This is a genomic window from Mesorhizobium sp. P2_D5 (genome assembly GCF_056404355.1).
In genome coordinates, this window is sequence record NZ_JBFUEE010000002.1 from 1,005,193 (window position 1) to 1,032,172 (window position 26,980).

Below are 26,980 nucleotides of genomic sequence, written 5' to 3' on the forward strand. Positions count from 1 at the left end.
CGACGCGCGACTTTTTGGCCAAAACGGCATTGTCACGTATGCGCCGGTTTCCTGTCGCCAATTGATGCGCTATGCAGCGCGGGAGCCAGCAAGATACCCGAATGGGATAAGCCAGTGCGGAGGGGTAGATGAGCGACATCGAACGCGAAAGCATGGAATTCGACGTGGTTATCGTCGGCGCCGGCCCGGCCGGCCTCGCCGCCGCCATCCGCCTCAAGCAAGTCAATCCCGAACTCTCGGTCGTCGTCCTGGAAAAGGGCGGTGAAGTCGGCGCCCATATCCTCTCCGGCGCCGTCGTCGATCCGATCGGCATCGACCGGCTGCTGCCGGGCTGGCGCGACGAGGAAGGCCACCCGTTCAAGACGCCGGTGACCGACGATCATTTCCTGGTGCTTGGTCCGGCCGGCTCGTTCCGCCTGCCCAATATCCTGATGCCGCCGCTGATGAACAATCACGGCAACTACATCGTTTCGCTGGGCAATGTCTGCCGCTGGCTTGCGACCAAGGCCGAGGCGCTTGGCGTCGAGATCTATCCGGGCTTTGCCGCGGCCGGCTTGCTCTACAATGAGGACGGCGCTGTCACCGGCGTCGTCACCGGCGACATGGGCGTCGAGAAGGACGGCACGCACGGCCCGGGCTTTGCGCCTGGCATGGCGCTGATGGGCAAATATGTGCTGATCGGCGAGGGCGCGCGCGGTTCGCTCGCCAAGCAGTTGATCGCCAAATACAAGCTGTCCGACGGCCGCGAGCCAGGCAAATACGGCATCGGCCTCAAGGAACTCTGGCAGGTCAAGCCGGAAAACCACCGGCCGGGCCTGGTCCAGCATTCCTTCGGCTGGCCGCTCGACATGAAGACCGGCGGCGGCTCGTTCCTCTACCATCTCGAGGACAACCAGGTGGCGGTCGGCTTCGTGCTTCACCTCAATTACAAGAACCCCTGGCTGTCGCCGTTCGAGGAATTCCAGCGCTTCAAGACCCATCCGGCGATCAGAGGCACCTTCGATGGCGCCAAGCGCCTGGGCTATGGTGCGCGCGCCATCACCGAAGGCGGCTGGCAGTCGGTGCCGAAACTGTCGTTCCCCGGTGGCGCGCTGATGGGCTGCGCGGCCGGTTTCGTCAACGTGCCGCGCATCAAGGGCTCGCACAATGCGGTGCTGTCCGGCATGCTGGCGGCCGAACATGTCGCGGAGGCGATCGGAGCCGGTCGCGCCAATGACGAGCTCTCCTCCTACGAAGCGGCCTGGCGGGCGACCGACATCGGCAAGGACCTGAAGAAGGTGCGCAATGTCAAACCGCTATGGTCGCGCTTTGGCACCATCGTCGGCGTCGGTCTCGGCGGCCTCGATATGTGGCTGAACACGCTGTTCGGCGTCTCGCCCTTCGGCACGCTGAAGCATGGCAAGGCCGACTATGCGACGCTTGAGCCTGCCGCCCAGCACCAGAAGATCGCCTATCCGAAGCCCGACGGCGTGCTGACCTTCGACCGCTTGTCCTCGGTGTTCCTGTCGAACACCAATCACGAGGAAAACGAGCCAGTGCATCTGCTGGTCGGCGACATGGCCCTGCAGCAGCGCTCCGAACACGATGTCTTTGCCGGACCCTCGACGCGCTATTGTCCGGCCGGCGTTTATGAGTGGGTAGACAAGGATGGCAACGCCGCCGCCGATCCGGCGGCGAAGGACGTGCGCTTCGTTATCAACGCGCAGAACTGCGTCCACTGCAAGACTTGCGACATCAAGGATCCGAACCAGAACATCAACTGGGTCCCACCGCAGGGCGGCGAGGGACCGGTCTACCAAGGCATGTAAAGTGGACCGCGCTGGGGTACTGTGCCGCCGGTCCACCCATCGTCGTTGGAAAGGAGCCGGATATGCGCTTGCTCATTCTTTCAGGTCTGGCGATCGTCAGCGCCTTGTGCGGTTCCGCGACGGCTGCATCGGCAGGCGTAAAAATCCTGGTCAAGACGCAGACATACGACATCTCCGGCAAGACCGGAGAGGCTCTGATCGAGTCCATGGACCGCAACGGGCCGAGGCATGGCTTCATGGCTCGCGCCATCGCACAGACCAGCTATACAAAGGCTTGGGAGTTCGACCTTGTTGAGGTCAAGGGCACCTGCCGCATCGGGCAAGTCAACGGAACGCTCAACCTGAATTTTACCTACCCCCGTGTCGCGTCCGCCCTCCCGCCGGCCCTCGACAAGCGCTGGGCGCGTTTCTTCGCCGGCGTTCGCACGCATGAGGAGACCCATGGCGACATTGCCAGGCAGATGATGCGTGCGACCGAGAAGTCGCTCAGGGGCCTGACAGTCCCCAATGACTCCCAGTGTTCCAAGGCACGGCGTGAGGCGCGGCGGCGGATCGACGCGGTTTTTGTCGACTATGAAGCCAGGCAGAATGCCTTCGACGCGCGCGAACACCGGGAAGGCGGTCACGTAGAATATCTGGTCGAGGCCCTGGAGCGGCCTTAGGGGCAAAAACTCACTCAAATTGGCTGCCCGATCGACGGGAACGAGCACAGAGCGCCAGGCTTGACAGTCAAATGGTCCGTTCCATCAGGACGGACTGCAACATCGGCCCGGGGCCAATGCGCACTTCGATCCGCCCTACCGAGATGAAGCCCAAGGCTGCATAGAACCCTTCTGCGTTGAGACTTGCCTGGCATTCGAAGCGGCGCACACCGGACGAGCGTGCATCTTCTTCGCAACGCCGGTAAAGCTGGCGTCCGATCCCGCGGCCCAGCCATTCGGGACGAGTGGCGAAATGTCGGATGTGCGCGAGTTCGGGCTTCACCTCGGAGCTTCCCGGACGTTCCCGGGACCAACCGCCGCAGCCGGCGGCAAAGCCATCTTCATTGACCGCGAGATAGTAGGTGCCAGCCGAAAGCAGCGCAGGGTTTGCGCGAGTGATCAAAGGCAGCGCAGCTTCAAGAGTGGTCTGATCGTATGCCGTGCGCATCAGGCCGGGGTATGAAGCGAGAAGCAACTCGCTTACCCCAGGCTCGTCCTCTGGCGTGGCGGGTCTGACGATGAAGGTGGGGGACATGTACAGCACCCCGTATGTTGAGCTGGCCGACCTTCGGCGGACCATCGAGCCATGTCAAATCGAACACGCCAAGGGTCCAAACTCTGACCGTAGGGCATGATCCCAAAAAGTGGAATCCGGTTGTCGGAAGGACCATCTTCAAATGGCCTCTAACCCCGATATCCGTTTCGCGTATTTCCGGCCGATGTCAGCGACACAGTCGCGGTCTCGCGTTCGTCGGTCGGCTTCTGCTCGTTCAGCCTGAGCGAGAACTCGACCAGCACCGGCAGATGGTCGGAGCCGGTTTCTTCCAGCCGTGTCGCGGAATGAATGGTCACCCCGCCCTTGCTGAAAACCTGGTCGATCGGCAGGCCGGCGAAACGCCGCAGGAAGTCCGGCAGCTTGATGTATGTCCAGGTCGGTCCGGCGGATGGCATGACGGTCAGCCCGCCGAGCGCGGCGACGCGGCGCACTGCGGCGCTCCATGGCACGGCGTTGCAGTCGCCCGCCATGATGGCCGTCTCGCCGAGCGATGAGAGCGATTCGGTAAGCTCACCGATCTGCCAGTGCTGCTCGCGTGGCCAAGGCCAGCTGAGATGGATCGCCGCGACATCGACGCCAATGCCGCCGAAGTCGACGGTCGCTGTCGCCATGGCGCCGCGCCGCTCGCAATGCGGTTCGGTGCCGGCGGCAAAGGGCCGCCGCGAGAGCAACGCGACGCCGAATATGCCGTTGGGGTAGGGGCAGAGGATCCGGTATGGATAGGCGCTGCTGATATAGCCTAGCTCGGTCGTCCACATCGCCGACACCTCGTCGAGGGTGATCACATCGGGATTGGTCCGGCCGATCAGTGACAGCACCTTCTTCGGCGTTGGATTGTCGTAGCGCAGGTTCATCTGCAGCAGCTTGTAGACCATCTGGCCAGAGGGCTTGGCGACCGCCTCCACCGGCCACAGTTGCGGTAGCGCGTTGATTGTCGTGGCAAAGGCCGCCACGGCAAAAAGCAGGGCCGCGGCGGCTTGCAGGCGAAATGTCGTGGCCAGCAGCGGCAGCGCGCAAAGCGCCATCAGCACGGCAAGATGAACGCGGAAATGCGAGAAGGAATCGAAGGCCGGGTGCAAGGCGCCGAAGAACCCGGCGACCAGGGCAACCGAGAACATCATCATCGCGATGAATGCCAGTGAAGCTGCCATGTCTCGACTGCGTCTCATCGGCTCAGGTCTGCACGGGTTGCCAACTGTGGTGCTGCACGGTTATCGGCAAAAATGCGGCCCAATCAAGATGACTGGATGCCCAATGCATGTCGCCCAAAAGTGCCCAGCGGTTTTGGGGCAACGACATGCATAAAACAAATGCATGTCGCCCAAAAGTGCCTAGTGGTTTTGGGGCAACGACATGCGTAAAACAAAAGCATGTCGCCCAAAAGTGCCTGGTGGTTTCAACGAGACACGCTCTAGGCGATGCGCGATCGGCCTATTGGAACGCCGTCTCCGAGAAACTTCTCAGCTTGCGCGAATGCAGCCGCTCCATTGGCATTTCCGCGAGTTTCTCCATCGCCCGGATGCCGATGGTCAGGTGCTGCGCCACCTGCCGCTTGTAGAACTCGGTCGCCATGCCGGGCAGCTTCAGTTCGCCATGCAGGGGTTTGTCCGAAACGCACAGCAGCGTGCCGTAGGGCACGCGGAAGCGAAAGCCGTTGGCCGCGATGGTCGCCGATTCCATATCGAGCGCGATGGCGCGCGACTGCGACAGACGCTGCACCGGTCCGCGCTGGTCGCGCAGCTCCCAGTTGCGGTTGTCGATGGTGGCGACGGTGCCGGTGCGCATGATGCGCTTGAGGTCATAGCCGGACAGGCCGGTGACTTCGGCAACCGCCTCCTGCAGCGCCACCTGGATCTCGGCCAGCGGCGGGATCGGCACCCAGACCGGCAGGTCGTCGTCAAGCACGTGATCCTCGCGCACATAGGCATGCGCCAGCACATAGTCGCCGAGCGCCTGGGTGTTGCGCAGCCCGGCGCAGTGGCCAAGCATGACCCAGGCATGCGGCCTCAGCACCGCGATATGGTCGGTGATGGTCTTGGCGTTGGAAGGCCCGACGCCGATATTGACCATCGTGATGCCGCCATGGTTCGGCTTCTTCAGATGATAGGCGGGCATTTGTGGCAGGCGTGGCGGCGCGACCCCTTCGCTGGGTGCGCTTTGCCCGCCCTTGGTGATGACATTGCCCGGCTCGACGAATTCGCTATATCCGCCGCCGCCGCCGGCCATCAGGTCGCGCGCCCGGGCAACGAACTCGTCGATGTAGAACTGGTAATTGGTGAACAGCACGAAGTTCTGGAAATGCTGCGGCGTGGTCGCCGTATAGTGCGACAGGCGGTGCAGCGAGTAGTCGATGCGCTGCGCCGTAAAGGGCGCCAATGGCCGTGGTTCGCCGAAGGCCACTTCGAATGTGCCGTTGGCGATCTGGTCGTCAGTGCCGTCGAGGTCCGGCACGTCGAACAGGTCGCGGATCGGCCGCTTGATGCGCTCGGCGGCCGAGCCGTCGACATGGGTGCCTTCGAGAAAGGCGAAGTGCAGCGGAATGGGGGTGGTCGATTCCGACACGGTGACCGCGACACCATGATTGCGCATGATCAGGCGCAACTGCTCGACCAGGTAGCTCTCGAACAGGCCCGGCTGGGTGACGGTGGTCGAAAAATGTCCCGGCGTCGGCATATGGCCGTAGGCCTGGCGCGAGTCGATCTGGGTGAACGAATTGGTGGTGACACCGATCTCGGGGTAGAAGGCGCGGTAGCGCTTGCTGTTGTCGCCGCCCGCTGTCGCCAGTGCCGAGAAGGAATCGCGCAGGAACTTGGTGTTGCGGTCGTACAACGCCTGCAGTGCGGCGACGGCCTTTTTGGGGCTATCAAAGCTTTGCCGGCCAAAAGGCTCCGGCATGACGACCGATTCGATGGCTTGTGGGTAGATTCGCTTTTCCATGGCTCAATATAGAGACTTGGATCGGCACTTGGGAGGGGTGTCGCGACCGAAGGCGGCCAAAGCGTCCTTTTTCTTCAACCGCGCTGCAGGCTGACCAGGAGCACGAAGCCAACGCCTGACTTCCTCAAGGCTGGCGCTTCGATCGTCGAGCCGGCATCGGCGCGCATCATCGGCACAGCCAGAACCGGAGCAGCCAGAACCATCAGGATAAGCGCCGCCCGCGGCAGAAGCCGAAGGGTCTTGAGAGTGTTGGCGGCGATGCGGTTCATGGTGTTCTGCTTTTCTTTTCGAGGTCTTGGTTTCTTTTTTCAGTTGCGAAGGTGGGTGGGGCAGGCGAGGCGACAGGTTCTGGAACTGGCTTCGTCCCAGGCGCGGGCCGGACGGCCCGTTTCGGCGACGAGGATGGCGAAGAACATTCCAAACAGGCTCATCAGCAGGCAGACGATGGTGAAGCGGCGAGCAAGCATTGGGTCGTGTCTCCTTCAACACGCAGGAGAATGCCCGAGCGCGACTGAACCGGCTCTGATGCCGGCGTTCATCTGCGGTTCAAATTGGTTGATGGGGTTTCTGACGGTGCCGGCGTTAGTTCCGGCGGGTGCGGTGCGAGGCGAACCACGCATGGGCACCTAGCGCCTGGACAAATAAAAACGGGGCCCATCGAGGCCCCGTTTTCATGTCGTGAGGATGCGGTCGATCAGAGCTTGTGCCAGGTCTGGCTCTTGCAGATCAGTCCGCCAAGCACGCAGCCGCTCATCTTGAGCGAGGTGCCCGACAATGTCGCCTTGCCTGAATAGGTCTTGTCGTTTGCCGGATCGGTGATGTTGCCGGCATATTTGTTGTCGCCGGCGGCCTTGAGCGAGCCGATGGTCTTGCCGGCAAATTTGCCGGACTTGAGCGTGATGGAAAACGTGTCGCTGCCCGCGATGGCTGCGGTATCTCCCGCCTGTGTCTTCCAATTGCCTTCGATCGGATCGGCGCACGCCGCACCCGCCATGATCAATGTGGCCGCCAGGGCCAGGCTCACTTTTCGAAACATGGGCTTCCTCCCTTTGGATATCCGGCCGACGCTCCGCCCTCGCCGGTCTGCCGCTTACGCAAACGTAAGCTAATCCAGCTCCCGGCAAAACAAAAGTGGTGCCGCCGCGTAAGATTCCGGGATTCTGAAGGCGCCCACGCGGGCCGCACGGGCAAGAAAGGAAAGCATCCGCGGATCGTGTTTGTTTCCCGTGGTTAGCGGAGTGTTGATTCCTGCCGCGAAAATTTTCGTCGAATTTGAAGAAAACCGGCCCGATTGCTGGTTTTGTATCCTTAATGAATTTCCGCGTTTACCTCTTGTTTTAGCTTTGTTTTCCTCAAATTAAGCACGCCATTTAACGACGGATTCAAGCCTCCACGGCATTCTCGAAAGCATCGGAAGAGCAGCCCGCAAGGACAAACGAAGGCAGCTCTCGGGAGCCAGACAGGGCCAAGAACAGGGGATTGAAATGGCACGTTTTGAAATGCTTGAAGCAGGCTTCGGCGCCATGGGGGCAACTGCCCAGGCCGACATCCTTTTCGAACTGGGCATGATGTATGCGACTGGCCGCGATTGCGAGACCGATGTCGTTGCCGCCCACAAATGGTTCAACATCGCCGCGATCAAGGGTTCGGCCCGCGCTGCGGAACTGCGCTCCGAACTGTCGGCGGCGATGTCGAAGGTCGAGATCGCCAAGGCGCTTCGCGAAGCTCGCGAATGGATGACCATGCACTGAGATCCGCCGACAGCGGATAGACCTATCCAAGACAGGGAAGCCCGGGATCAAGACCGCACAGACGGCCAGACCCGGCGGAATGGAAGGCCGCGCAAGACGGTCGACGACCTGGAGCACGATCCCGAAAAGTGGAATCCGGTTTTCGGAAATCAGGCTCAAACAAGAGATAAGAAGAACGCGACAGGCCGGCCAGGCTTAGTCGCGCGATGCGGGAAGGCGAGCGGGATTTCGGGGCGCGGGGGCGCTTGGGGCCGCTTGACGAGCAAAAAGCCACGATCAGCCGAAACAAGGCTGGCGTGGCTTTTTTGCGTTGATGACGTCTTGCAGGCCCAATCGAGTGCCGCCGATGCGCCTAGACAGGCCCGGTGAAGGATGAAATTGTCCCGCCTCTCTGGAAGAAGCGCGGCCGGGCGGCCGCGCGTGAGTGGAGGAGTTCTATCACCATGAAAAAAATGAGTATTTTGAGCGCGGCCGTTTTTGGCCTGATGATGAGTGCGCCGGTCGCATTCGCCGACGACCTCACCTTTGCGGTGGTCGGTCCGATGACCGGACAACTCGCCACCATCGGCGATCAGTTCAAGCAGGGCGCACAGGCCGCTGCTGACGCGATCAACGCGGCGGGCGGTGTCGACGGTCGCCAGATCAAGCTGAGTATCCAGGACGACCAGTGCGATCCCAAGCAGGCCGTGTCGGTCGCCAACCGCATCGTCGCCGATGGCGTCAAGTTCGTCGATGGCCATGCCTGTTCGGGTTCGAGCATCCCGGCCTCTGCCGTCTATGCCGAAGCCGGCGCCCTGATGATGAGCCCGGCCTCGTCAAACCCGGTGCTGACCGACGCGGCGGCCAAGGCCGGATGGCCGACGATCATGCGCCTTTATACGCGTGACGATGCGCAGGGTGCCTTCATAGGCCCATGGATCGCCAAGAAGTTTGCCGGCAAGAACGTCGTCGTCCTGCACGACAAGAGCGCCTACGGACAGGGCGTGGCTGACGCCGTCAGGGCAACCATGAATGCCGGTGGCCTCAAGGAGGTGTATTATGACGGCATCAATGCCGGCGAGAAGGACTATTCGGCTCTCGTCACCAAGCTCAAGGATCTGAAGGCGGACGTCGTCTATTTCGGCGGTTATCATCCTGAAGCCGGCCTGATCCTGCGCCAGTCGGCGGAACAGAACCTGAAGTTCCAGCTGATCATGCCGGACTCCATCGCTTCGCCGGAATTCTGGCAGGTTGCCGGCCCGGCCGGCGAGGGCACCATGTTCGTCTTCCCGTCGGATCCGCAGGCAAAGCCTGAAGCCAAGGCAGCCGTCGAGAAGATCAAGGCGGGCGGCTTCGTACCGGAAGGCTTCACGCTGTTCTCCTACGCGGTGGTCCAGGCTTTCGCCGAAGGCGTCAAGCGTGCCGGCAGCGACGATCCGGGCAAGGTTGCCGAAGCGTTGAAGAACGGCACGCCGATCAGCACCGTTGTTGGCAACGTCACCTTCGACGAGAAGGGCGACCTCAAGAATGCCAGCTATGACATCAACCAGTGGCATGACGGCAAATACGCGCCGATCGCGCAGTAATCGTCGCCTGGCGACCACATAAGCATAAGGAAATGGCCGGTTCGTCCCGGCCATTTTTCTTTGCAATCCGTCGTCCGCTTTCGACTGTCAGCTTGCGGCTGCGGTCGGGGCGCTCTGGTCCTCGACGAACCGCACCAGCACCGTTCCGTCGGTGACCTGCGCGCCTTCGGTGGCAATCTCGGCGATCACCCCGTCATGCGGCGCGGCGATGGTGTGCTCCATCTTCATCGCTTCAAGGATCAGCAGCGGCTGGCCTTTGATCACCGCATCGCCTTTGGCCGCGCGCACCAGCTTGACCAGCCCCGGCATCGGCGCGCGCAGGCTGCCGGCGCCTGCCGCCGCCTCATCCGCCCGCGCCAGCGGGTCCGGCACGGTAAAGGTATAGCCAACGGCGCCTTCGAACACCGTGATATGGCCGGGCCAGCGGGCGAGGCGTGGAGTGGCGCGAAAATCATGCGCGTTGGCGTTGTCGTAGGGCTCGTCCAGCGCCACCTGGAACCGCCCGTCCGGTCGCATCGAAACCCTTGCCGCGATATCGATTTCGCCGAACTTCAGCCGTGTGCGCCGGGCCACGCTGTGGAAATGCGCGTAGCCGGCAAGCGACGACCAGGGGTCGCTCGACGACGGCCATGCGCCGGCACCAGAAGCCGCAAGCGCGGCTGCCGCAACGGTCTCGTCGCTCGGCGGCGCGACCTCGGTCAGTGCCGGTTGATGCCGGGCGATCAAGCTGGTGTCGACATCGCCAGCGGCAAAGTCCGGATCGGCGGCCAGAGCGACAAGAAAGGCGGTGTTGACGGTCGAGCCGGCGATCTCGGTTTGCGACAGCGCCGCGCCGAGCGCTTCCAGGGCAGCCTGCCTGTCCTTTGCGTGGACGACCAGCTTGGCGATCATCGGGTCGTAATAGGGCGAGATGGCATCACCGGCCCGGACGCCGGTCTCGATGCGCATCGTGGCGCCTTCAGGGGCCGCGTCCGGAAACTTCAGATGATGCAAGGTGCCGGTCGCCGGCAGGAACCCCTTTGTCGCATCCTCGGCATAGATGCGCGCCTCGAAGGCATGGCCGGTAAGCGCGATCTCGTTCTGCGTCTTCGGCAGCTTTTCGCCGCTGGCGACCCGCAACTGCCACTCGACCAGGTCGGTGCCGGTGACCATTTCGGTGACCGGGTGTTCGACCTGCAGGCGGGTGTTCATTTCCATGAACCAGAAGCGGTCGGCCTTCAGGCCTTGCGAGGCATCGACGATGAACTCGATGGTGCCGGCGCCGGAATAATTGATCGCCTTGGCGGCTTTAACCGCCGCATCCGTCATCGCCTTGCGCAGCGCCGGGGTCATGCCGGGTGCGGGGGCTTCCTCGATCACCTTCTGGTGGCGGCGCTGCGCCGAGCAGTCGCGCTCATAGAGATGCACGGCATTGCCGAAGTTGTCGCCGAACACCTGCACCTCGATATGGCGCGGCTTGTCGACATATTTCTCGACCAGCACGCGGTCATCACCGAAAGCGGCCTTTGCCTCGCGGCGCGCACTGGACAGCGCCTCGGAAAACTCATCGGGATGCTCGACCCGGCGCATGCCCTTGCCGCCGCCGCCGGCACGCGCCTTGATCAGCACGGGATAGCCGATCTCGCGCGCCTTGGAGGCCAGCAGCACGATCTCCTGCGCCTCGCCATGGTAGCCCGGCACCACCGGCACGCCGGCCTTTTCCATCAGCCGCTTGGCGGCATCCTTCAGCCCCATGGCCCGGATCGAGGCCGCCGACGGACCGATGAAAACCAACCCCGCCGCCACCACCTGGTCGACGAAATCGGGGTTTTCCGACAGAAAGCCGTAGCCGGGATGGATGGCTTGCGCGCCCGTCGCCAGGGCCGCGGCGACAATCTTGTCGCCACGCAGATAGCTTTCGCCGACGGGCGAGGGGCCGATGCGCACGGCTTCATCGGCCAACTCGACATGCAGGGATTTCGCATCGGCATCCGAATAGACGGCGACGGTGTGCACGCCCAGCTTGCGCGCCGTGCGGATCACACGACAAGCGATCTCGCCGCGATTGGCGATCAGGATCTTGGCGAACATGGAGCCTCCCGGGTCTGCCTCGGGCGGCGCCAGTCTGGCCGCCGGCTTACTTCGACGCAGCGATCGCGCAGCCGCCGCTTGCGGTCTTGACCTTCCACCTGACGAAGCCGCTCCGACAGATACGCAACGCAGTCTCCTCGGCGGCCTTCTGCGAAGGTGCGTTCAGCTTTACGCTGCAGAAAATGTGGAGATCGACGACGCGTGAATAGAACGTCGTGGCGTAGGCTGAATGGCCGCTCGCCGCGATATAGGCGAGGTAGGATTTGTAGCAGGCTTCCTTCGGGTCGAGCGACAAGGTCGGAGAAAACCGCTTGTCGCCCATCTTGCCTGCCAGCGATTCCGCCGAGCCGACGCCATGAGTTGCGAACATAAGCAAACTTGCAAGTATCGACGCAATCGTCTTTCGGCAATATTTCAGTTTCATTTCCGCCCTGTCCCCATTGCACTGTGCAGGATGAGCGATAGCGAATATTTTGCCTCCCCGCCAGCTCGCCAGCGGAGATTCGAGTTTGCCTATGCTGGTGAATCGGTTGGCCCATGCAGTTCAGCCCTTTCGCAGGGCAGCAACGGCCTGCCGGTATAGTTCAGCCGTTTGGTCGTCGAAGCAGCAGAAAGTGACGGTTTCCGGCATTGTTCGTTTCTCGATGAACGTGCTGACCGTGTCGAAGGCGATCTGCGTCGCCTCATCTTTTGGGTAGCGGTAGACACCCGTCGAGATCGCCGGAAACGCCACCGTGCGGCAATCATTGGCCGTGGCGAGTTCGAGCGAGCGGATATAGCAAGAGGCCAGTAGTTCGGCTTCACCCTTGCCGCCGCCTTGCCAGACCGGCCCGACCGTGTGGATGATGTGCCGCGCGAGAAGTTTGTACCCCTTGGTGATCTTGGCTTCGCCGACCTTGCATCCGTTCAGCATGCGGCATTCGAACTCGAGCTCACGGCCGGCCGCGCGATGAATAGCACCATCGACCCCGCCACCACCGAGAAGCGAGGTGTTGGCGGCGTTGACGATGGCGTCGACAGCCAGCTTGGTGATGTCGCCGGCATGAACCTGGATCCGCGGACGGTCGTTCATGTCACATCCTGAACACGCCGAAGCGCGTCTCTTCGATCTCGGCGTTGAGCGCGGCGGACAGGCTGAGCGCCAGCACGTCGCGCGTCTTCGCCGGGTCGATGATGCCGTCGTCCCAAAGGCGGGCGGACGAGTAGAGCGGATGGCCCTCATGCTCGTATTTCATCAGGATCGGCTTCTTGAATTTTGCCTCCTCCTCGGCGCCCCATTCGCCACCCTTGCGCTCGATGCCTTCGCGCTTGACCATGGCGAGCACCGTCGCTGCCTGCTCGCCGCCCATCACCGAGATGCGGGCGTTCGGCCACATCCACAGGAAGCGCGGTGAATAGGCGCGGCCGCACATGCCGTAATTGCCGGCGCCGAACGAACCGCCGATGATGACAGTCACCTTCGGCACCCTGGCGGTGGCGACCGCCATCACCAGCTTGGCGCCGTCCTTGGCGATGCCGCCCGCTTCGTATTTCCGACCGACCATGAAGCCGGTGATGTTCTGCAGGAAGACCAGCGGGATCTTGCGCTGGCAGCACAATTCGATGAAGTGCGCGCCCTTCAGCGCGCTCTCGGAGAACAGCACGCCATTGTTGGCGATGATGCCGACCGGCATGCCATGGAGATGGGCAAAGCCGGTGATCAGCGTGGTGCCGTAGTTCTGCTTGAACTCGTCGAATTCGGAGCCATCGACGACGCGCGCGATCACTTCGCGCACGTCATAGGGCTGGCGCAGGTCCGTCGGCACGATGCCGTAGAGTTCATCGGCTGCGTGAAGCGGCGGAATCGATTTCTGTAAGTGCAGCCGTACAGTCTTGTTCCGATTCAGGTTTTTGACGATACGGCGGCAGATGGCAAGCGCATGGTCGTCATCCAGCGCATAGTGGTCGGCAACGCCGGAAAGCCGCGTGTGCACGTCCGCGCCGCCGAGGTCTTCGGCGCTGACGTCTTCACCAGTGGCCGCTTTCACCAGCGGCGGGCCGCCGAGGAAGATGGTCGCCTGGTTGCGCACCATGATCGTCTCGTCGGACATCGCCGGCACATAGGCGCCGCCCGCCGTGCAGGAACCCATGACGCAGGCGATCTGCGGGATGCCGGCCGCCGACATGTTGGCCTGGTTGTAGAAGATGCGGCCGAAATGCTCGCGATCGGGAAACACCTCGTCCTGGTTGGGCAGATTGGCGCCGCCGCTGTCGACCAGATAGATGCAAGGCAAATTGTTCTGCAGCGCGATCTCCTGCGCCCGCAGATGCTTCTTCACCGTCAGCGGATAATAGGTGCCGCCCTTCACCGTCGCGTCGTTGACGACGACCATGACCTCGGTGCCTTCGACGCGACCGATGCCGGCGATCATGCCGGCCGCGGAAATCTCCTCGCCATACATCGACCATGCGGCGAACTGGCCAATCTCGAGGAAGGGCGAGCCGATGTCCAGCAACTGCGCAAGGCGCTCGCGCGGCAACAGCTTGCCACGCGAGACGTGGCGCTCACGTGCCTCCTCCGAGCCACCGCGCTCGACGCTTGCAGCCTTGTCCGCAATGTCGGCGACCAGCACCCGCATGCGCTCGGCATTGGCGCGAAAGGTGTCGGAGAAAGGGGAGATCTGGGTTTGCAATACCGCCATTGCCAAACTCTACGCTTGAGCCAGGAGCTTGCCGTTACGGCGCTCGAAAATCTTGTCGGACAGCAGATTGAAGCCATCCTTGAATGTAACGTCTATTATCTGTCTGGCCGCGTTTTGCGCCTTCGGATTGCTTGCGTTGAAGACGAACAATTGGTCACGGCGCGGCACCGCGAACAAGACGTCGCCGGGGAATTTCGCACTGATCGAAAGCCAGAATTCATCGAGCAGAACGAGGCTCGTTGAAAGCATCGTATTGCCGTCGACGTAGTACAGATGAAGGATATCGGACCCGCCGTCGGAGACGATTTTGGGCAGCCATTTTTTGACGTTGTTCAGCGCTATAACGCGCAAATCAGACAGCGCCCGTGCGGGGAAATCCTTTGGCGCAACGGGTGATAGCGAGTCGGGAAGGTCGGCCATGTATACGACCGCAAGTTCGCCAACCAACGGCTCATACAGCAGATCCATACCCATCGATTTGAGTTGATCGATATGCTGCTGGGTTCGGATCACGGCGACGAGATTGTTCTCTCCGATCTTGGAGAGTTGAGCTTCCGCCAAAGCTCGGGCGAACCGCTCTATGGCGGCGTCGGCGTCTTCTTCGGGGTACGAATTCAAATAGCCAAACAGGTTCGTGACATCCGACCCTACTTCGACATCGTCGATCTTCGAATTGATCCTCGCCGGATCAGATGGATCCGCAGCCACACTGTCTACACCCGGTTGCCGCCTGATGGCGGCAATCACAAGGCCTCTGAATTCCGCTATGTCGGGAAAGCGCTGCTTCTGTGCCTTGGCTCGCCGCGGCATGCTGGCAAAGAGCGTGGAAAGAATCATCGACAATAGCCTGCGCCTGGTCACGGGATGCACTGGTCGCGGAACCATCTTTCGCCTCGCCTATCTCCGTATGCCGCAGTGGTTGAAGAGACAGCTATTTGCCGTGGCGAGCAATCCACATTGTCACGGACGCGGTTCCAGTCTTTGCGCGGCGACATCACACCCCCTCCGCCATGATTTCCCGCCCGATCAGCCAGCGGCGGATCTCGCTGGTGCCGGCGCCGATTTCGTAGAGCTTGGCGTCGCGCAACAACCGGCCGGTGGGATAGTCGTTGGTGTAGCCATTGCCGCCCAGCAGCTGGAGAGCATCGAGCGCCATCTGCGTTGCCTTTTCCGCGGCAAACAGCACGCAGCCGGCGGCGTCCTTGCGCGTCGTCTGGCCGCGATCGCAAGCGGCGGCGACGGCATAGACGTAGGCGCGCGCGGCGTTCATCGTCGTGTACATATCGGCGAGCTTGCCCTGAACCAGCTGGAATTCGCCGATCGCCTGGCCGAACTGCTTGCGCTCATGCACATAGGGGATCGCCACGTCCAGGCACGCCGCCATCAGGCCGATCGGCCCGCCGGCGAGCACGGTGCGCTCGTAGTCGAGGCCCGACATCAGCACCTCGACGCCGCGGCCTTCCTCATGCAGCACATTATCGAACGGCACTTCGACGTTCTCGAACACCAACTCGCCGGTGTTGGAGCCACGCATGCCGAGCTTGTCGAGTTTCTGCGCCACGGAGAACCCGGCCATCGCTTTCTCGACGATGAAGGCGGTGATGCCACGCGATTTCCGATCCGGATCGGTCTTGGCATAGACGACCAGCGTCCCGGCATCCGGCCCGTTGGTGATCCACATCTTCGTCCCGTTGAGCACATAGCGGTCATTGCGCTTTTCGGCGTGCAGCTTGAGCGAGACGACGTCCGAGCCGGCACCGGATTCCGACATCGCCAGCGCACCGACGCGCTCGCCGGAACACAGGGCAGGGAGAAATTTCTCCTTCTGCGCCGGCGTCGCCCAGCGATTGATCTGGTTGACGCAGAGATTGGAATGGGCGCCGTAGGAAAGGCCGACGGAAGCCGACGCGCGGGAGATCTCCTCGACAGCGATAACATGCGCAAGATAGCCCATGCCGCTGCCGCCGAAATCGGGGTCGGCGGTGATGCCGAGCAGCCCGAGCGCGCCAAGTTCGCCCCACAGATGCGCCGGGAATTCGTTCGAGCGGTCGATATCGGCGGCGACCGGCGCGATCCTGTCCTGGGCGAAGCGCCGCACCATATCGCGCAGCGCCTCGATATCCTCGTCATGCCCGAAGCTGAGCGTGTTCGTGTACATGCCTTCCTCCTGCCCGCATGACCCCGAAGATCCCTCTCGATCTTCGAAGGAGCATACGCGAAATCAAAGTGCCGCGGTGTCTCTCGCGCGTCCGAGGGCGCGCGCGCTGCCATGGGTCGTCTCGCCGGCGGTTTCTGCTCCAACCAGGCGCATTGTCATTGAAAGATATGTCGCCGTCACTTCAGTGATCGACAGCCGCTCGCCCGGCCGAAACCAGACGATGACGCCGGTCATCATCTGGATCAGCGCCATGGCCGTCAGCCCGGTGTCATCGATGTTGAAGACGCCGGCCTCGGCGCCATCGCGCAGGATGGCGCGCAGCTCCTTTTCGTAGGCCGTGCGCAGGCGCAGGATCTGCGTCAGCCTTTCGGGCGACAAGCTGCGCAATTCCATGTTCGACACATGCGTGGCATGCCGACGTTCGATGTGAAAAGCGATGTGGTTTTCGACATAGGCGGCGAGCCGCTGCACGGGATCCGTGCTGGTTGGGCGGGCTGCTTCCCATGCGTCGGTCAGGCCTTCCATATGCTCGCGCATCAGCGTGAACAGAAGCCCTTCCTTGGTCGGAAAATAGCGGTAGAGCGCCGCTGCCTGCACGCCGACTTCAGCGGCGAGCTGGCGCATCGACATCGCCTCGTAGCCAAACCGCGCGATCAGATTGACGGCCGCCTCGCGGATGGTCGCTTCGGTCTTTTCGCCGTCGGATCCGGTGGTGCGCGCCATGTCAGCCCCTTTTTGCGGGACAATAATAAAACGAACGTTCAATTAATTCAAGGGTGCCCGAGCCAAATCCGTCGTCATACGACAATCCTGAACCCAACAGAAGCGTTTCTGGCTGCCAACTCCTCGACGTCGACCCTGGAAACCGACGCCTCGGACGGCCCTTTCCACAGTCGCCCGATCATTGTCGAGACTGCTTCATCGAGGCCTGCAATCTGGGTCGTTACTGATCCGTCCGCTTCATTGCGAACCCAGCCCGCAAGGCCAAGGCTCGTGGCCTCGCCCCGTACCCAGATCCTGAAGCCGACGCCTTGCACATTGCCGTAGACGCGCGCCCGTATTTCCCTGCGATGACCAGCCATGAATCTCTCCTAGCCTGTCTCCGTGGAATCTGGCGCATGGCGTAGGGAATGCAACCTGAATTGCGCGCACGACGTTGGGCGCTTCGGTTTTTGAAAGTTAGTTGACTCAGTCCATTAATTTGGGAAAATGGAGCCGCCATATCGGGGTTGGACGCAGATGTTGGACGAACGCAACGCATTGGTGGCGCAGATCCGCCATTTCAACCGGTTCTACACCCGCACCGTCGGCCTTCTCGACGAGACCTTGACCCAGAGCGCGTTCACCCTGACCGAGGCGCGGGTGCTGTTCGAACTCGGCCGCCACAGCCGCCCGGCTTCGGCCGAGATCGCCGGCGAACGCGGTTTCCTGGCCGGAGCATTTCGGCTGGAGAACGGCCCGGCGGCCTCCGAAATCGCCAGCCAATTGCGTGTCGATGCCGCCTATCTGACGCGGATCTTGCGCAAATTTGCCGGCGAGGGGCTGACCGAGGCCCGGACGGATCCCGCCGACCGGCGCCGAAGGGTTCTCTCGCTGACGTCCAGGGGCGAGGCCGCTCTTGCGAGGCTTCAGGCGGCGGCTGACCGGGACACCGCGCGGCTGATTGAAAGCATCCCCGACGACAGGCTGCACGAACTGGGCGGCGCTTTGCGCAAGGCCGGGGAATTGCTGGGTGATCCCGCCAGCGAAAACGGCGCGGTGACCTTGCGGCCGCACCGCGTCGGCGACGTCGGCTGGGTCGTGCAGCGGCAGGCCCAGCTCTACGCCGATGAATATGGCTGGAGCATCGAGTTCGAAGCCATGCTTGCCGAAATCGGCGCCGACTTCATTCGCAATTTCGTGCCCGGCCGCGATTTCTGCTGGATTGCCGAACGCGGCAGCGGGGAGCCGGTTGGCGCGGTGTTCCTGGTTCATCTGGACGACGAGGTGGCCAAGCTGAGGATGCTGCATGTGGAGGCGGCGGCGCGCGGCCTGGGCATCGGCAAGCGCCTGGTCGCGGATTGCGTGAGCCAGGCCCGCGCGTGCGGCTACAAGCGATTGGTGCTGTGGACCAACGACATCCTCGTCGCGGCGCGCGCGATCTATGAGCGCGCCGGTTTCAGGCTGGTCTCGGAGGAGCGCCACCACAGCTTTGGCAAGGACTTGACCGGCCAGACCTGGGAGCTGGATTTGTAAGCGCGATCCGGCCTTGCATGATCCCGAAAAGTGGGTGCCGGTTTTCGGAAGATCGCGCTGAAACAAGAATGTTCCATCCCGATTCCATCGGGATGGAACAGCTCTAATTCCCTCGTGCCGCCGCCAGCGCGCCGGGCAGTTCCTCGGCGAAAATGTCCAGTTCGTGATCCAGTCCGACGCTAACGCGGATGCAGCGGTCGAGCACTGGTACCATCGGCTTGCGGATGAAGACGTCGCGTGACAGCAGGCCCTGCAGCACTTTCAGCGCGAAGGCGCCGTCGCCACCACAGTCGATGGTGACGAAATTGGTTGCCGAGGCCAGCGGCTTCAGCCCGTTCTGTTCGGCTATGCCGGCGATGCGTTGGCGGCCGGCCGCGACCCGCGCCACCACGTTCCGCAGATAGTCCTGATCGGCAAGCGCCTCGACGCCGGCGATCTGCGCCATGCGGCTGACGCCGTAGTGGTTGCGGATCTTCTCGAAATCGCGGATCACCTGGGCCTCGGCCACTGCGTAACCGCAGCGTATGCCGGCGAGCCCATAGGCCTTCGAGAAGGTGCGCATACGGATGATGTTCGGCCGCGAGATATCGATCGGCGGCAGTGCCGAGGCTGGTCCGAGTTCGCCATAGGCCTCGTCGAGCACCAGCATGGTGGTTTCCGGCAGCGCCTCGATGATGCGGATGAGTTCGTCGGCCTCCCACCAACTGCCCATCGGATTGTCCGGATTGGACAGGTAGACCAGCGGCGCCTTGTCCTTGCGAACAGCTGCGAGCAGGCCGTCCAGGCTTTCCCTGTCGTTCTCATAGGGGACGGTGACCAGCCGCCCGCCGACACCGGCGACATGGAAGTTGAAGGTCGGATAGGCGCCGAGCGAGGTGACCACGGCATCGCCGGGCGCCACATACATGCGTGCCACCAGGCTGAGCAGCCCGTCTATGCCTTCGCCGACCACGACGTTTTCGACCTTGACGCCGTGATGCGCGGCGGCCGCCACCTTCAGGTCGTGATTGTCGGGATCGCAATACATCCACATGTCGCGGGCAATTCCAGCCATCCGCTCGATGACGCGCGGCGAAGGACCAAAACTGCTCTCATTGGCGCCGATGCGAGCGCGAAAAGCGCGGCCACGCTCGCGCTCCTGTGCCTCGGGGCCAACAAAAGGCACCGTCGAGGGAAGCGCTGCGACGAGCGGCGTTAGGGGAGGGTGTGGGCGCATGGTGGAAGCTCGCTTGAAAAAGGGCCTTCTTGCTAGCCTGCCCGCATGGTCGGTGCAAGTTGTCCGCGGCCTGCAACCGTAATGCTGGATTCCTTCGTCTCTTTTTGCTAGCGAGACACAATGAACAACCGTCTGCCGCCAGCCTGGTCCAAGCACCTGAAGGCCCAAACCGGGCCGAAACCCAAGTTCCCGCAGCAAAATCTGCCGCAAGCAAATCCGCTTTCGCGTACACAGGCAGACGACGCGCTGCTGGAGCAGGCGTACCAGTTTCAACAGGCCAAGCGGCTTAACGAGGCTCAGGACCTGTGCCTTCGGGTGCTGGCGCGTACGCCCAACCATCCACTCGCCCTGTATATTTTGGGGACCGTGTGCATAGGCTACGACGATGAGGCGGCCTTGCGGTATTTCGCACGCGCACTCAACGAGGAGCCAAAGAACCCCTACTACCACCTTGGCCTAGCCTCGGGCTACGTGAAGGTCAGTGAGTTTTCACCAGCAATCGAACATATGCAGTATGCCTTGGAGTTGCAGCCGAACCTCGTCGAAGCACTTTGCGCATTGGGGGACGCCTATATCCAGTTTGATAAGCCCGAGATGGCTCTGCCGCTCTATGAAAAGGCACTGAAGACCAACCGCGATCATCCCAAGGTGCGGACAGGACTGGCTCGCGCGCTCAGCAGCCTGGGGCGCATGGACGAGGCCGCCGTCTATCTTAAGGAAACAATCGAACGTGGCATCGCAGTGCCGACTGCCTACAACGATCTTGTGCAGACGCAAAAGTTCACCGAAGAGCCAAAGGAACTCCAATCCATCATTCGTGAACTCGGCAATGCCAAGCTTGATCCGGACGGTTTAGAGAGGCTCCACCTGGCCGCCGGCAAGGTGCTGAACGACCTCAAGCGCTATAAGGATGCATTCGACCATTTCAAGAAGGCCAAGCAGGCCTCAGGCCGCATCTTCGACATCGACCAATACCGTCGCTGGACGGACTCTCTGATCGAGACCTTCACGCCTGAGATGCTGGCTGCCAGGTCCGGTTACGGAAGTCCTTCGGACGTTCCTGTTTTCGTGGTCGGCATGCCTCGCTCGGGAACGACGCTTACGGAACAGATTTGCGCCAGTCATCCCGATGTCCATGGCGCAGGGGAACTGAGCAAAATCAGAAGAGTCGCGAATGCGATCGACCTCAAAAAGTCATCGGCCGGACGTTTAGACCAGGTGATCGCGTCGATCACAAAAGACCTATCCAGAACGTTGGCCGAAGAGCATCTGACCTATCTGAGAGAGCGGGCACCTTCCGCGCTTCGGATCGTGGATAAGATGCCTCATAATTTCGAACTGATCGGTCTTATCGCCGTTCTCTTTCCCAACGCGCGCATCATTCATTGCCGTCGTGACGCCATCGACAATTGCGTCTCTTGTTTTGTCCAGAGATTCGGCGAGGGGCACAGTTACAACGCCGACCTGAAGGCACTCGGCCTGTACTATCGCGAATATGACCGCCTCATGCGGCATTGGAATGAGATTTTCCCGGGCCTGATCTTCGAGAATCGGTACGAAACGTTGGTCGAGGATCAGGAAGCACAGTCTCGTCGGCTTATAGATTATCTTGGGTTGCCTTGGGACGACGCCTGCCTGCGCTTTTTCGACAGGGATGGTTCGGTCAACACGCCAAGCCGCTGGCAGGTCCGTCAACCGATTTACAGGTCGTCCGTCAAACGCTGGAAGAATTATGAAGATGAAATTCAGCCGCTGATTGATGCATTGGGCGACCTGGCGGACAAATAGTCCCAATTCCGAAACTTGCGAACGAGCTTTGTGGGTACTGAAGCGCGCGATGCGTCTGAGACCTGCGCTATCGAGGCCGAACCAAAGTTAGGACCGCGAACTGCAGCACCGCATGCAATGGTCGCGCAAAGTCCTGAAAAAACCCGGCGGTTGCCCGCCGGGTTTTCGATTTCGACAAGCCGAAACCTTGTTAGAACGAGCGCTGGAAGCGGAGGATACCGCCGACGCTGTTCTTCTTGTCGGCGTTGACCCAGTTGCGATTGTCGGCATCGCCAAACTTGCCATCGTGGTTGTAGTCGACTTCGCCCGTGACCGTGAAGCCGGGGACGATGTCGTAGGCAATGTTGGCCGCGACGCCGACGTTCTTGTCGTCATCAGCCGACACCTGAGCGTTGAACGAGGTCTTCTCGTTGAACTTGTAGGTGCCGCCGCCCCAAACTGCCCAGTTGCCGCCCCACTGCTTGTAGAAGTTGCGGTCGATGTGATCGTCCGAACCATAACCGCCCATGATCCACAGCGTCAGGGCGTCAGACGCTTTCACGTCCAGGCGAACCTTGCCGGTCCACTCTTCCCAGGTGCTGTCGTAGGATGCCACGCCGGTGATGGCACCCCAGCCCTGCGTGTACTTCACGCCGCCGACGACGTCCGGAACGTAGCTGTCGATGGTGTCGTTGCCGGAATTCGCGTTGAAGAGATAGTTGCCGGCCCCGTCGAAGGTGGCAGCGCCAGCATCACTGGAGCCTTCTTCGAGTGAGACGACGGCCGAGAAGCCGTTGCCCCCGTCGAAATAGTACTGGACGACGTTGGTGTCGAAGCCGCCATAGGGGACGATCGTATCCTGGATGACTTCGCCGGCGTAGCCGATGAACGTATTGAAGGCCGATTCGTCCTTACCGACGCGGAGACCACCGAGCTGGATCCAGGCGAAGTTCAGCGTGATGCCCTTGTTGTGGGCATCATTGCCGTATGCGTCGCCATAGCCGTTGGAGTTGCCGAATTGGATGCGGGTTTCGGTGTAGGTCTTCAACGTGCCCAGCTCTGTTTCCTGGCCGGTCCAGGTCTTCAGCGTGAAGCGGGTGTTCTTTGCCCACGTGTCCTGCAGCTTGGGATCGCCAAGCTGGTTTTCGGCACGCGCGCCATCGAACGAGCCGACGTCGCCGCCGCCGATGTCGTAACGGACATAGCCGCCGATGCGCAGGCAGGTTTCGGTGCCGGGGATGTAGAAGTAGCCAGCGCCGTAGACGTCGCAGATCTTGACGTATTCAGCGGGCTCCGGCTCGGCGACGACGACGGCGTCGGCGGCGCGCGCACCGGAAACTGCGAGCAGAGCCGCAGCGGAGCCGAGGAGAAGGCTCTTGATGTTCATTTTCTGACCTCCAGTCAGAATCGAACAAAACAGCGTTGCCTTCAGTGCATTTTTGGCACGGAGTTGCGTTCCGACGGCAACGGATTGCCTGCCTATCTATCTGATTTAATAGGATGATTTTTGATTGGCCGCCTTCGAGGCAGGCAGAGATGGCGGAGAGGATGGGATTCGAACCCACGAGAAGCTTTTGACCTCTACTCCCTTAGCAGGGGAGCGCCTTCGACCACTCGGCCACCTCTCCGTTGCGCCGCTGGATAAAGAAAAGCGCCGGCACAATCAACAAGCCCGCGTCATTATATGGAAAAATAAGAACGCACCGAGCTGCGGTTTTCCTTCGATGCGGCGGTTCTGCGGCAGTTTCCTGGCTGGCGACTCGGCGCCCTGCCATGATTCCGTCGGCCGATTGCCGGATTCGGCTGGAAACATGCGGTTGCCGCGGCCCCAATGGTTAACGAGAGCTTTCTGAGTGAGGCCAAATCGTGTCATTTGTGCAACAACGCCAGGGGATAGCAGCCGAACAGCCCTTTCGCCGGTACGATCGTGGTTGAACGCCGCCGTCTCATGGGTAATGTCGAGTTCGAAGGAGCGGCGCGGTGCGCATCTTTTTCGGTAGTGGGGATGGGGCAGGGAACGCTGTCCTTCAGCAAAGAATACCCAGACCCGTTTTTTAACTTTTGACTGGAGGTCAGAAAATGAACATTAAGAGCCTTCTCCTCGGCTCCGCTGCGGCTCTGCTCGCAGTTTCCGGTGCGCGCGCCGCCGACGCCGTCGTCGTCGCCGAGCCGGAGCCCGCTGAATACGTCAAGATCTGCGACGTCTACGGCGCTGGCTACTTCTACATCCCCGGCACCGAAACCTGCCTGCGCATCGGCGGCTATGTCCGTTACGACATCGGCGGCGGCGACGTCGGCTCGTTCGATGGCGCAAGAAGCGCTGATCACATGGATGCCGGTGAGAGCAACGACACCTGGCGCAAGCGGGCCCGTCTCTCGCTGAAGACCTGGACCGGCCAGGAAACCGAGCTCGGCACCTTGAAGACCTACACCGAGACCCGCTTCAACTTCAACAATGCCAACGCCGACACGAGCCCCTACATCAACGAAGCCGGCAACTCGGGCGCTTCGCTGAACTTCGCCTGGATCCAGCTCGGTGGTCTCCGCGTCGGTAAGGACGAATCGGCTTACAACACCTTCATCGGCTACGCCGGCGAAGTTATCCAGGATACGCTGGTTCCCTACGGCGGCTTCGACACCAACGTCATCCAGTACTACTTCGATGCTGGCAACGGCTTCTCGGCCGTCGTCTCGCTCGAAGAAGGCTATGGCGCTTACACGATCGACAGCTATGTTCCGCATGTCGTCGGCGGCGTGAAGTGGACGCAGGGTTGGGGCGCTATCACCGGCGTTATCGCTTATGACAGCAACTACGAAGAAGTGTCCGGCAAGGTTCGCTTGGACGTGAAGGCGTCTGACGCTGTCACGCTGTGGATCATGGCCGGTTACGGCACCGACGACAACCTCAGCGACGGGACCTTGGCTTTCCCGGCTGGCGGTCGCGGCATGTACAAGCAGTGGGGCGGCAACTGGGCAGTGTGGGGCGGTGGCACCTACAAGTTCAACGAGAAGACCTCGTTCAACGCTCAGATCTCGTATGACGATTGGAAGAATCTCGGCGTCGCCGCGAACATCGCCTACGACATCGTCCCCGGCTTCACGGTTACGGCCGAAGTCGACTACCTCAATGCAGGCAAGTTCGACGACGCCGACTTCTCCAACTGGACCCATGCCGACAAGAAGAGCAGCGTCGGCGGTATCCTCCGCTTCCAGCGCTCGTTCTAAGGGCTGGTTCTACACAGGTGAAATCCAGCCCGGGCGCACAAACGCCCGGGCTGTTTTTGTTTCGTGACTGGGTCAAGGCAGACAGAAGGAACAGGGGGTAACGGTAGCTGAATAGGGTCCGTGGGTGATTTCGTGGGATCCGCTGATGGGCGGATGAAATCACAACTGCGTGATTCAAATCTCTTGAAAGGACGCCTCCAAGCGGGTAGGGCTGATCTATCCCACTCGGGGGTGTGGCAAATGATGACGACCGAAGCGATTCAAGAGGGTGAGCCTTCTGATCATTTTTCGATGTTTTCTTCTCAAAATGCGAATATACGATACAGTTACAACAAGATCAGAGAAGTAAAGTCGTATAGGGTTCGAGAGCTCTTTTTAGCATACCGGGACATATTATGGGATGATGGGCGGCATAAGTACAATGTCAGCTCTTTCATCGGCGAGATAGATGAGCTTCTCCTTGGGGAGCGATTCAGCGCCTTTGACCAGAGTACCCTGGACAACCTCATTGGTACCTTGCGCCAGCGCGGCAACAGCAACGCAACCATCAACCGAAAGATGGCTGCCCTTAGCAAACTGCTGCGCAAGGCATATAAGATGGGAGATATCCACAGCCTGCCCGAGTTCCGCCGCCAGAAGGAGCGGGCGGGACGGATTCGTTTCCTCGAGAGGGACGAAGAGGCACGGCTATTCGCGGCCATCAGGAGCCGCAGCGAGGATGCCTACAGGCTTTCAGTTTTTTTGGTCGATACCGGGTGCCGTCTCGGTGAGGCGCTTGGGCTGATCTGGAACGACATCCAGGAACATCGGGTCAGTTTCTGGATCACCAAATCCGGTCGCAGCCGCACCATTCCGATGACCGAGCGGGTCAAGGAGGTCATCAAGCTGCCGGCTGCCGAAGGCCGACGGCCCAAAGGCCCGTTCACCAAGCTCAGCCAGGCACAGTTCCGTGCTATCTGGAACGATGCCAAAGCCGAAGTCGGCCTTGGCGCCGATGACCAGGTGGTGCCGCATATCTTGCGACACACCTGCGCCTCGCGTCTCGTCCAGGGTGGCATCGATATCCGCCGTGTGCAGATGTGGCTCGGTCACCAGACGCTGTCGATGACCATGCGTTATGCGCATCTGGCCACCAATGACCTCGATGGCTGTGTGGTCGTCCTGGAAACACCTCGCGGCGAGCAACCGGCAAGCAGTGGGGAAGGCTCCATGTTTTCGTCGCCTGTGACCACTCCCTCATCCCCGCCCACGGCTCGGAAACAGCGGGACGAATCAGCCGCGGCCTCGCCGAAAGCGCCTCGGAAAAATTCAAAAGCCAAATAGGCTGGGGAGCTAGCTTATACTGTTGTGTCAACCCCAGGACCTTGTTTGGTCTTGGGGTTTACTTTAGATGCGCCGTTACTCGGCGCGATCAAGGAAAGACGCGATGGCGTCCGGCAAGTCGCCGGTTTCGAGGAAAGGGGCGTGGCCCTGGCCCTCTACAGTGATCGTCTCCATCATGGAATGATGCTCTTGCATCTGCCGTAGCGTGTCTGTGGACAGCAATCTCGAATTGGCGCCGCGTATGGTGAGCAATGGGATCGCGGCCAACGCGTCGAATTGCGGCCATAGGGCAGGCAGAGGCTGCGTCAGATCGAGACCCGCAACGGTGTCGACCAGCTTCGGGTCGAAATCCGGCAACAGGCCCTTATCCGTCTCGCGGTTGAGCGCCCGTACCATCCGCTCCCAATCCACGTCGGTGAGCGCGGAAAAGTCCTGGCCGTGAACGCTGCGTTGGGCAGCCACGGCCTCGGCGAAGGTTCTGGGGTTCGGTGTCCGTTCAAGATAGGACTTGATATGGGCGAGACCGGCCGCCTCGATCACCGGCCCGATGTCGTTGAAAACAATGGCTTTCAGGATAGCCGGCTGCATCATGCCGAGCACATGGATGATCAGCCCGCCGCGTGATGTTCCGATAAAGGCGGCCGCCTCTATTTCCAATGCCGCCAGCCCGGCAAGGATGTCGCCGGCTTCGACGCCGACATTGTAATGACCGACATCGGCATCGTAGGCGGACTGCCCGCGCCCACGATAATCGAAGGCAACGACCTTGCGCGGAGCCTGAGCTCGAGCCGAAAGATAGAGCGCGAGTTCATGAAAATCCCGTGCGTTGCGGGTCAGGCCGGGCAGGCAGACGACCGGCCAAGGACCGGCATTCGCGTCACCATAGACGCGCGCATGAAGGTTTAGCCCATCCGATGCGCTGTAGAAAAAGTCGGAGAAACCTTCACTGCTCGACATCTGGACGCGATTCCTTCCGCCTGCCTGATT

25 protein-coding genes and 1 tRNA gene are annotated in these 26,980 nt (G+C 61.3%); 8 read left to right on the forward strand and 18 right to left on the reverse strand.

All coding sequences use genetic code 11. The features are described from left to right. Positions 1-128: 128 nt before the first annotated feature. Positions 129-1,808, forward strand: coding sequence for an electron transfer flavoprotein-ubiquinone oxidoreductase (locus tag AC1DYW_RS11505; protein ID WP_477226218.1), 1,680 nt, complete (start codon positions 129-131; stop codon positions 1,806-1,808). 62 nt (positions 1,809-1,870) lie between these two features. Continuing rightward, positions 1,871-2,470: a DUF922 domain-containing protein gene (locus tag AC1DYW_RS11510; protein ID WP_477226219.1), complete on the forward strand. Its 600-nt coding sequence runs from the start codon at positions 1,871-1,873 to the stop codon at positions 2,468-2,470. A gap of 67 nt (positions 2,471-2,537) precedes the next feature. On the opposite strand, the gene AC1DYW_RS11515 is transcribed toward AC1DYW_RS11510, so the two are convergent. From AC1DYW_RS11515 to AC1DYW_RS11540, 6 genes are all read right to left on the reverse strand, one after another. Next, complete coding sequence (locus tag AC1DYW_RS11515) at positions 2,538-3,044, reverse strand: GNAT family N-acetyltransferase (RefSeq protein ID WP_477226220.1); 507 nt, start codon at positions 3,042-3,044, stop codon at positions 2,538-2,540. A gap of 149 nt (positions 3,045-3,193) precedes the next feature. Continuing rightward, positions 3,194-4,216, reverse strand: a complete 1,023-nt coding sequence (locus AC1DYW_RS11520) for an endonuclease/exonuclease/phosphatase family protein (RefSeq protein WP_477226221.1) — start codon at positions 4,214-4,216, stop codon at positions 3,194-3,196. 280 nt (positions 4,217-4,496) lie between these two features. Further along, the gene (locus tag AC1DYW_RS11525; protein WP_477226222.1) at positions 4,497-5,960 is read right to left on the reverse strand and encodes an AMP nucleosidase; all 1,464 of its coding nucleotides are present in this window, start codon (positions 5,958-5,960) and stop codon (positions 4,497-4,499) included. Between the two features lie 116 nt (positions 5,961-6,076). Then, positions 6,077-6,271 carry a hypothetical protein gene (locus AC1DYW_RS11530; protein WP_140717102.1) on the reverse strand — a complete coding sequence of 65 codons (195 nt, stop codon included), beginning with the start codon at positions 6,269-6,271 and terminating at the stop codon, positions 6,077-6,079. A 39-nt stretch (positions 6,272-6,310) separates the two neighbouring features. Next, positions 6,311-6,469 carry a hypothetical protein gene (locus AC1DYW_RS11535; protein WP_167458833.1) on the reverse strand — a complete coding sequence of 53 codons (159 nt, stop codon included), beginning with the start codon at positions 6,467-6,469 and terminating at the stop codon, positions 6,311-6,313. A gap of 227 nt (positions 6,470-6,696) precedes the next feature. Further along, the gene (locus AC1DYW_RS11540) at positions 6,697-7,038 is read right to left on the reverse strand and encodes a DUF2147 domain-containing protein (RefSeq protein WP_095081730.1); all 342 of its coding nucleotides are present in this window, start codon (positions 7,036-7,038) and stop codon (positions 6,697-6,699) included. A gap of 448 nt (positions 7,039-7,486) precedes the next feature. On the opposite strand from AC1DYW_RS11540, the gene AC1DYW_RS11545 reads away from it, so the two are divergent. Beyond that, complete coding sequence (locus AC1DYW_RS11545) at positions 7,487-7,753, forward strand: SEL1-like repeat protein (protein WP_010915070.1); 267 nt, start codon at positions 7,487-7,489, stop codon at positions 7,751-7,753. 443 nt (positions 7,754-8,196) lie between these two features. Next, a complete protein-coding gene (locus AC1DYW_RS11550) occupies positions 8,197-9,318 on the forward strand; it encodes an ABC transporter substrate-binding protein (RefSeq protein ID WP_457153860.1) in 1,122 nt (373 codons plus the stop codon). Positions 9,319-9,405: 87 nt separating this feature from the next. Here AC1DYW_RS11550 and AC1DYW_RS11555 read toward each other — a convergent pair whose 3' ends face one another. From AC1DYW_RS11555 to AC1DYW_RS11590, 8 genes are all read right to left on the reverse strand, one after another. Then, positions 9,406-11,388: an acetyl/propionyl/methylcrotonyl-CoA carboxylase subunit alpha gene (locus AC1DYW_RS11555; RefSeq protein ID WP_477226223.1), complete on the reverse strand. Its 1,983-nt coding sequence runs from the start codon at positions 11,386-11,388 to the stop codon at positions 9,406-9,408. Between the two features lie 46 nt (positions 11,389-11,434). After that, positions 11,435-11,758 carry a hypothetical protein gene (locus AC1DYW_RS11560; RefSeq protein WP_477226224.1) on the reverse strand — a complete coding sequence of 108 codons (324 nt, stop codon included), beginning with the start codon at positions 11,756-11,758 and terminating at the stop codon, positions 11,435-11,437. 174 nt (positions 11,759-11,932) lie between these two features. Further along, entirely contained in the window at positions 11,933-12,460 is a 528-nt protein-coding gene (locus tag AC1DYW_RS11565; protein WP_477226225.1) for an O-acetyl-ADP-ribose deacetylase, read from the reverse strand. Position 12,461: 1 nt separating this feature from the next. Beyond that, positions 12,462-14,069 carry a carboxyl transferase domain-containing protein gene (locus AC1DYW_RS11570; RefSeq protein ID WP_477226226.1) on the reverse strand — a complete coding sequence of 536 codons (1,608 nt, stop codon included), beginning with the start codon at positions 14,067-14,069 and terminating at the stop codon, positions 12,462-12,464. Positions 14,070-14,078: 9 nt separating this feature from the next. Beyond that, entirely contained in the window at positions 14,079-14,906 is an 828-nt protein-coding gene (locus tag AC1DYW_RS11575; RefSeq protein ID WP_477226227.1) for a DUF1444 family protein, read from the reverse strand. A 157-nt stretch (positions 14,907-15,063) separates the two neighbouring features. Next, complete coding sequence (locus tag AC1DYW_RS11580) at positions 15,064-16,227, reverse strand: isovaleryl-CoA dehydrogenase (protein WP_477226228.1); 1,164 nt, start codon at positions 16,225-16,227, stop codon at positions 15,064-15,066. 63 nt (positions 16,228-16,290) lie between these two features. Further along, positions 16,291-16,950, reverse strand: coding sequence for a TetR/AcrR family transcriptional regulator (locus AC1DYW_RS11585; RefSeq protein WP_457153681.1), 660 nt, complete (start codon positions 16,948-16,950; stop codon positions 16,291-16,293). Positions 16,951-17,024: 74 nt separating this feature from the next. Then, complete coding sequence (locus tag AC1DYW_RS11590) at positions 17,025-17,309, reverse strand: acylphosphatase (RefSeq protein WP_477226229.1); 285 nt, start codon at positions 17,307-17,309, stop codon at positions 17,025-17,027. 157 nt (positions 17,310-17,466) lie between these two features. Here AC1DYW_RS11590 and AC1DYW_RS11595 point away from each other — a divergent pair, with 157 nt between their 5' ends. Continuing rightward, on the forward strand, positions 17,467-18,462 hold the full coding sequence (locus AC1DYW_RS11595; RefSeq protein ID WP_477226230.1) for a bifunctional helix-turn-helix transcriptional regulator/GNAT family N-acetyltransferase: 996 nt from the start codon (positions 17,467-17,469) through the stop codon (positions 18,460-18,462). Between the two features lie 103 nt (positions 18,463-18,565). Here AC1DYW_RS11595 and AC1DYW_RS11600 read toward each other — a convergent pair whose 3' ends face one another. Beyond that, positions 18,566-19,678: a pyridoxal phosphate-dependent aminotransferase gene (locus tag AC1DYW_RS11600; protein WP_477226231.1), complete on the reverse strand. Its 1,113-nt coding sequence runs from the start codon at positions 19,676-19,678 to the stop codon at positions 18,566-18,568. Between the two features lie 120 nt (positions 19,679-19,798). Between AC1DYW_RS11600 and AC1DYW_RS11605 the strand changes: the two genes are divergently transcribed. After that, positions 19,799-21,466: a tetratricopeptide repeat-containing sulfotransferase family protein gene (locus AC1DYW_RS11605; protein ID WP_477226232.1), complete on the forward strand. Its 1,668-nt coding sequence runs from the start codon at positions 19,799-19,801 to the stop codon at positions 21,464-21,466. Between the two features lie 190 nt (positions 21,467-21,656). Here AC1DYW_RS11605 and AC1DYW_RS11610 read toward each other — a convergent pair whose 3' ends face one another. Beyond that, positions 21,657-22,832 (reverse strand): porin, encoded by a 1,176-nt coding sequence (locus AC1DYW_RS11610; RefSeq protein WP_477226233.1) that lies wholly within the window; start codon positions 22,830-22,832, stop codon positions 21,657-21,659. A gap of 150 nt (positions 22,833-22,982) precedes the next feature. Beyond that, positions 22,983-23,073, reverse strand: a tRNA-Ser gene (locus AC1DYW_RS11615). Positions 23,074-23,524: 451 nt separating this feature from the next. Here AC1DYW_RS11615 and AC1DYW_RS11620 point away from each other — a divergent pair. Both AC1DYW_RS11620 and AC1DYW_RS11625 read left to right on the forward strand, forming a co-directional pair. After that, a complete protein-coding gene (locus AC1DYW_RS11620) occupies positions 23,525-24,670 on the forward strand; it encodes a porin (RefSeq protein WP_477226234.1) in 1,146 nt (381 codons plus the stop codon). Positions 24,671-24,910: 240 nt separating this feature from the next. Next, a complete protein-coding gene (locus tag AC1DYW_RS11625) occupies positions 24,911-25,993 on the forward strand; it encodes a tyrosine-type recombinase/integrase (protein ID WP_477226235.1) in 1,083 nt (360 codons plus the stop codon). A gap of 75 nt (positions 25,994-26,068) precedes the next feature. Here the strand turns inward: AC1DYW_RS11625 and AC1DYW_RS11630 are convergent, their stop codons facing one another. Beyond that, the gene (locus AC1DYW_RS11630) at positions 26,069-26,950 is read right to left on the reverse strand and encodes an alpha/beta fold hydrolase (RefSeq protein WP_477226236.1); all 882 of its coding nucleotides are present in this window, start codon (positions 26,948-26,950) and stop codon (positions 26,069-26,071) included. Positions 26,951-26,980: the final 30 nt, after the last annotated feature.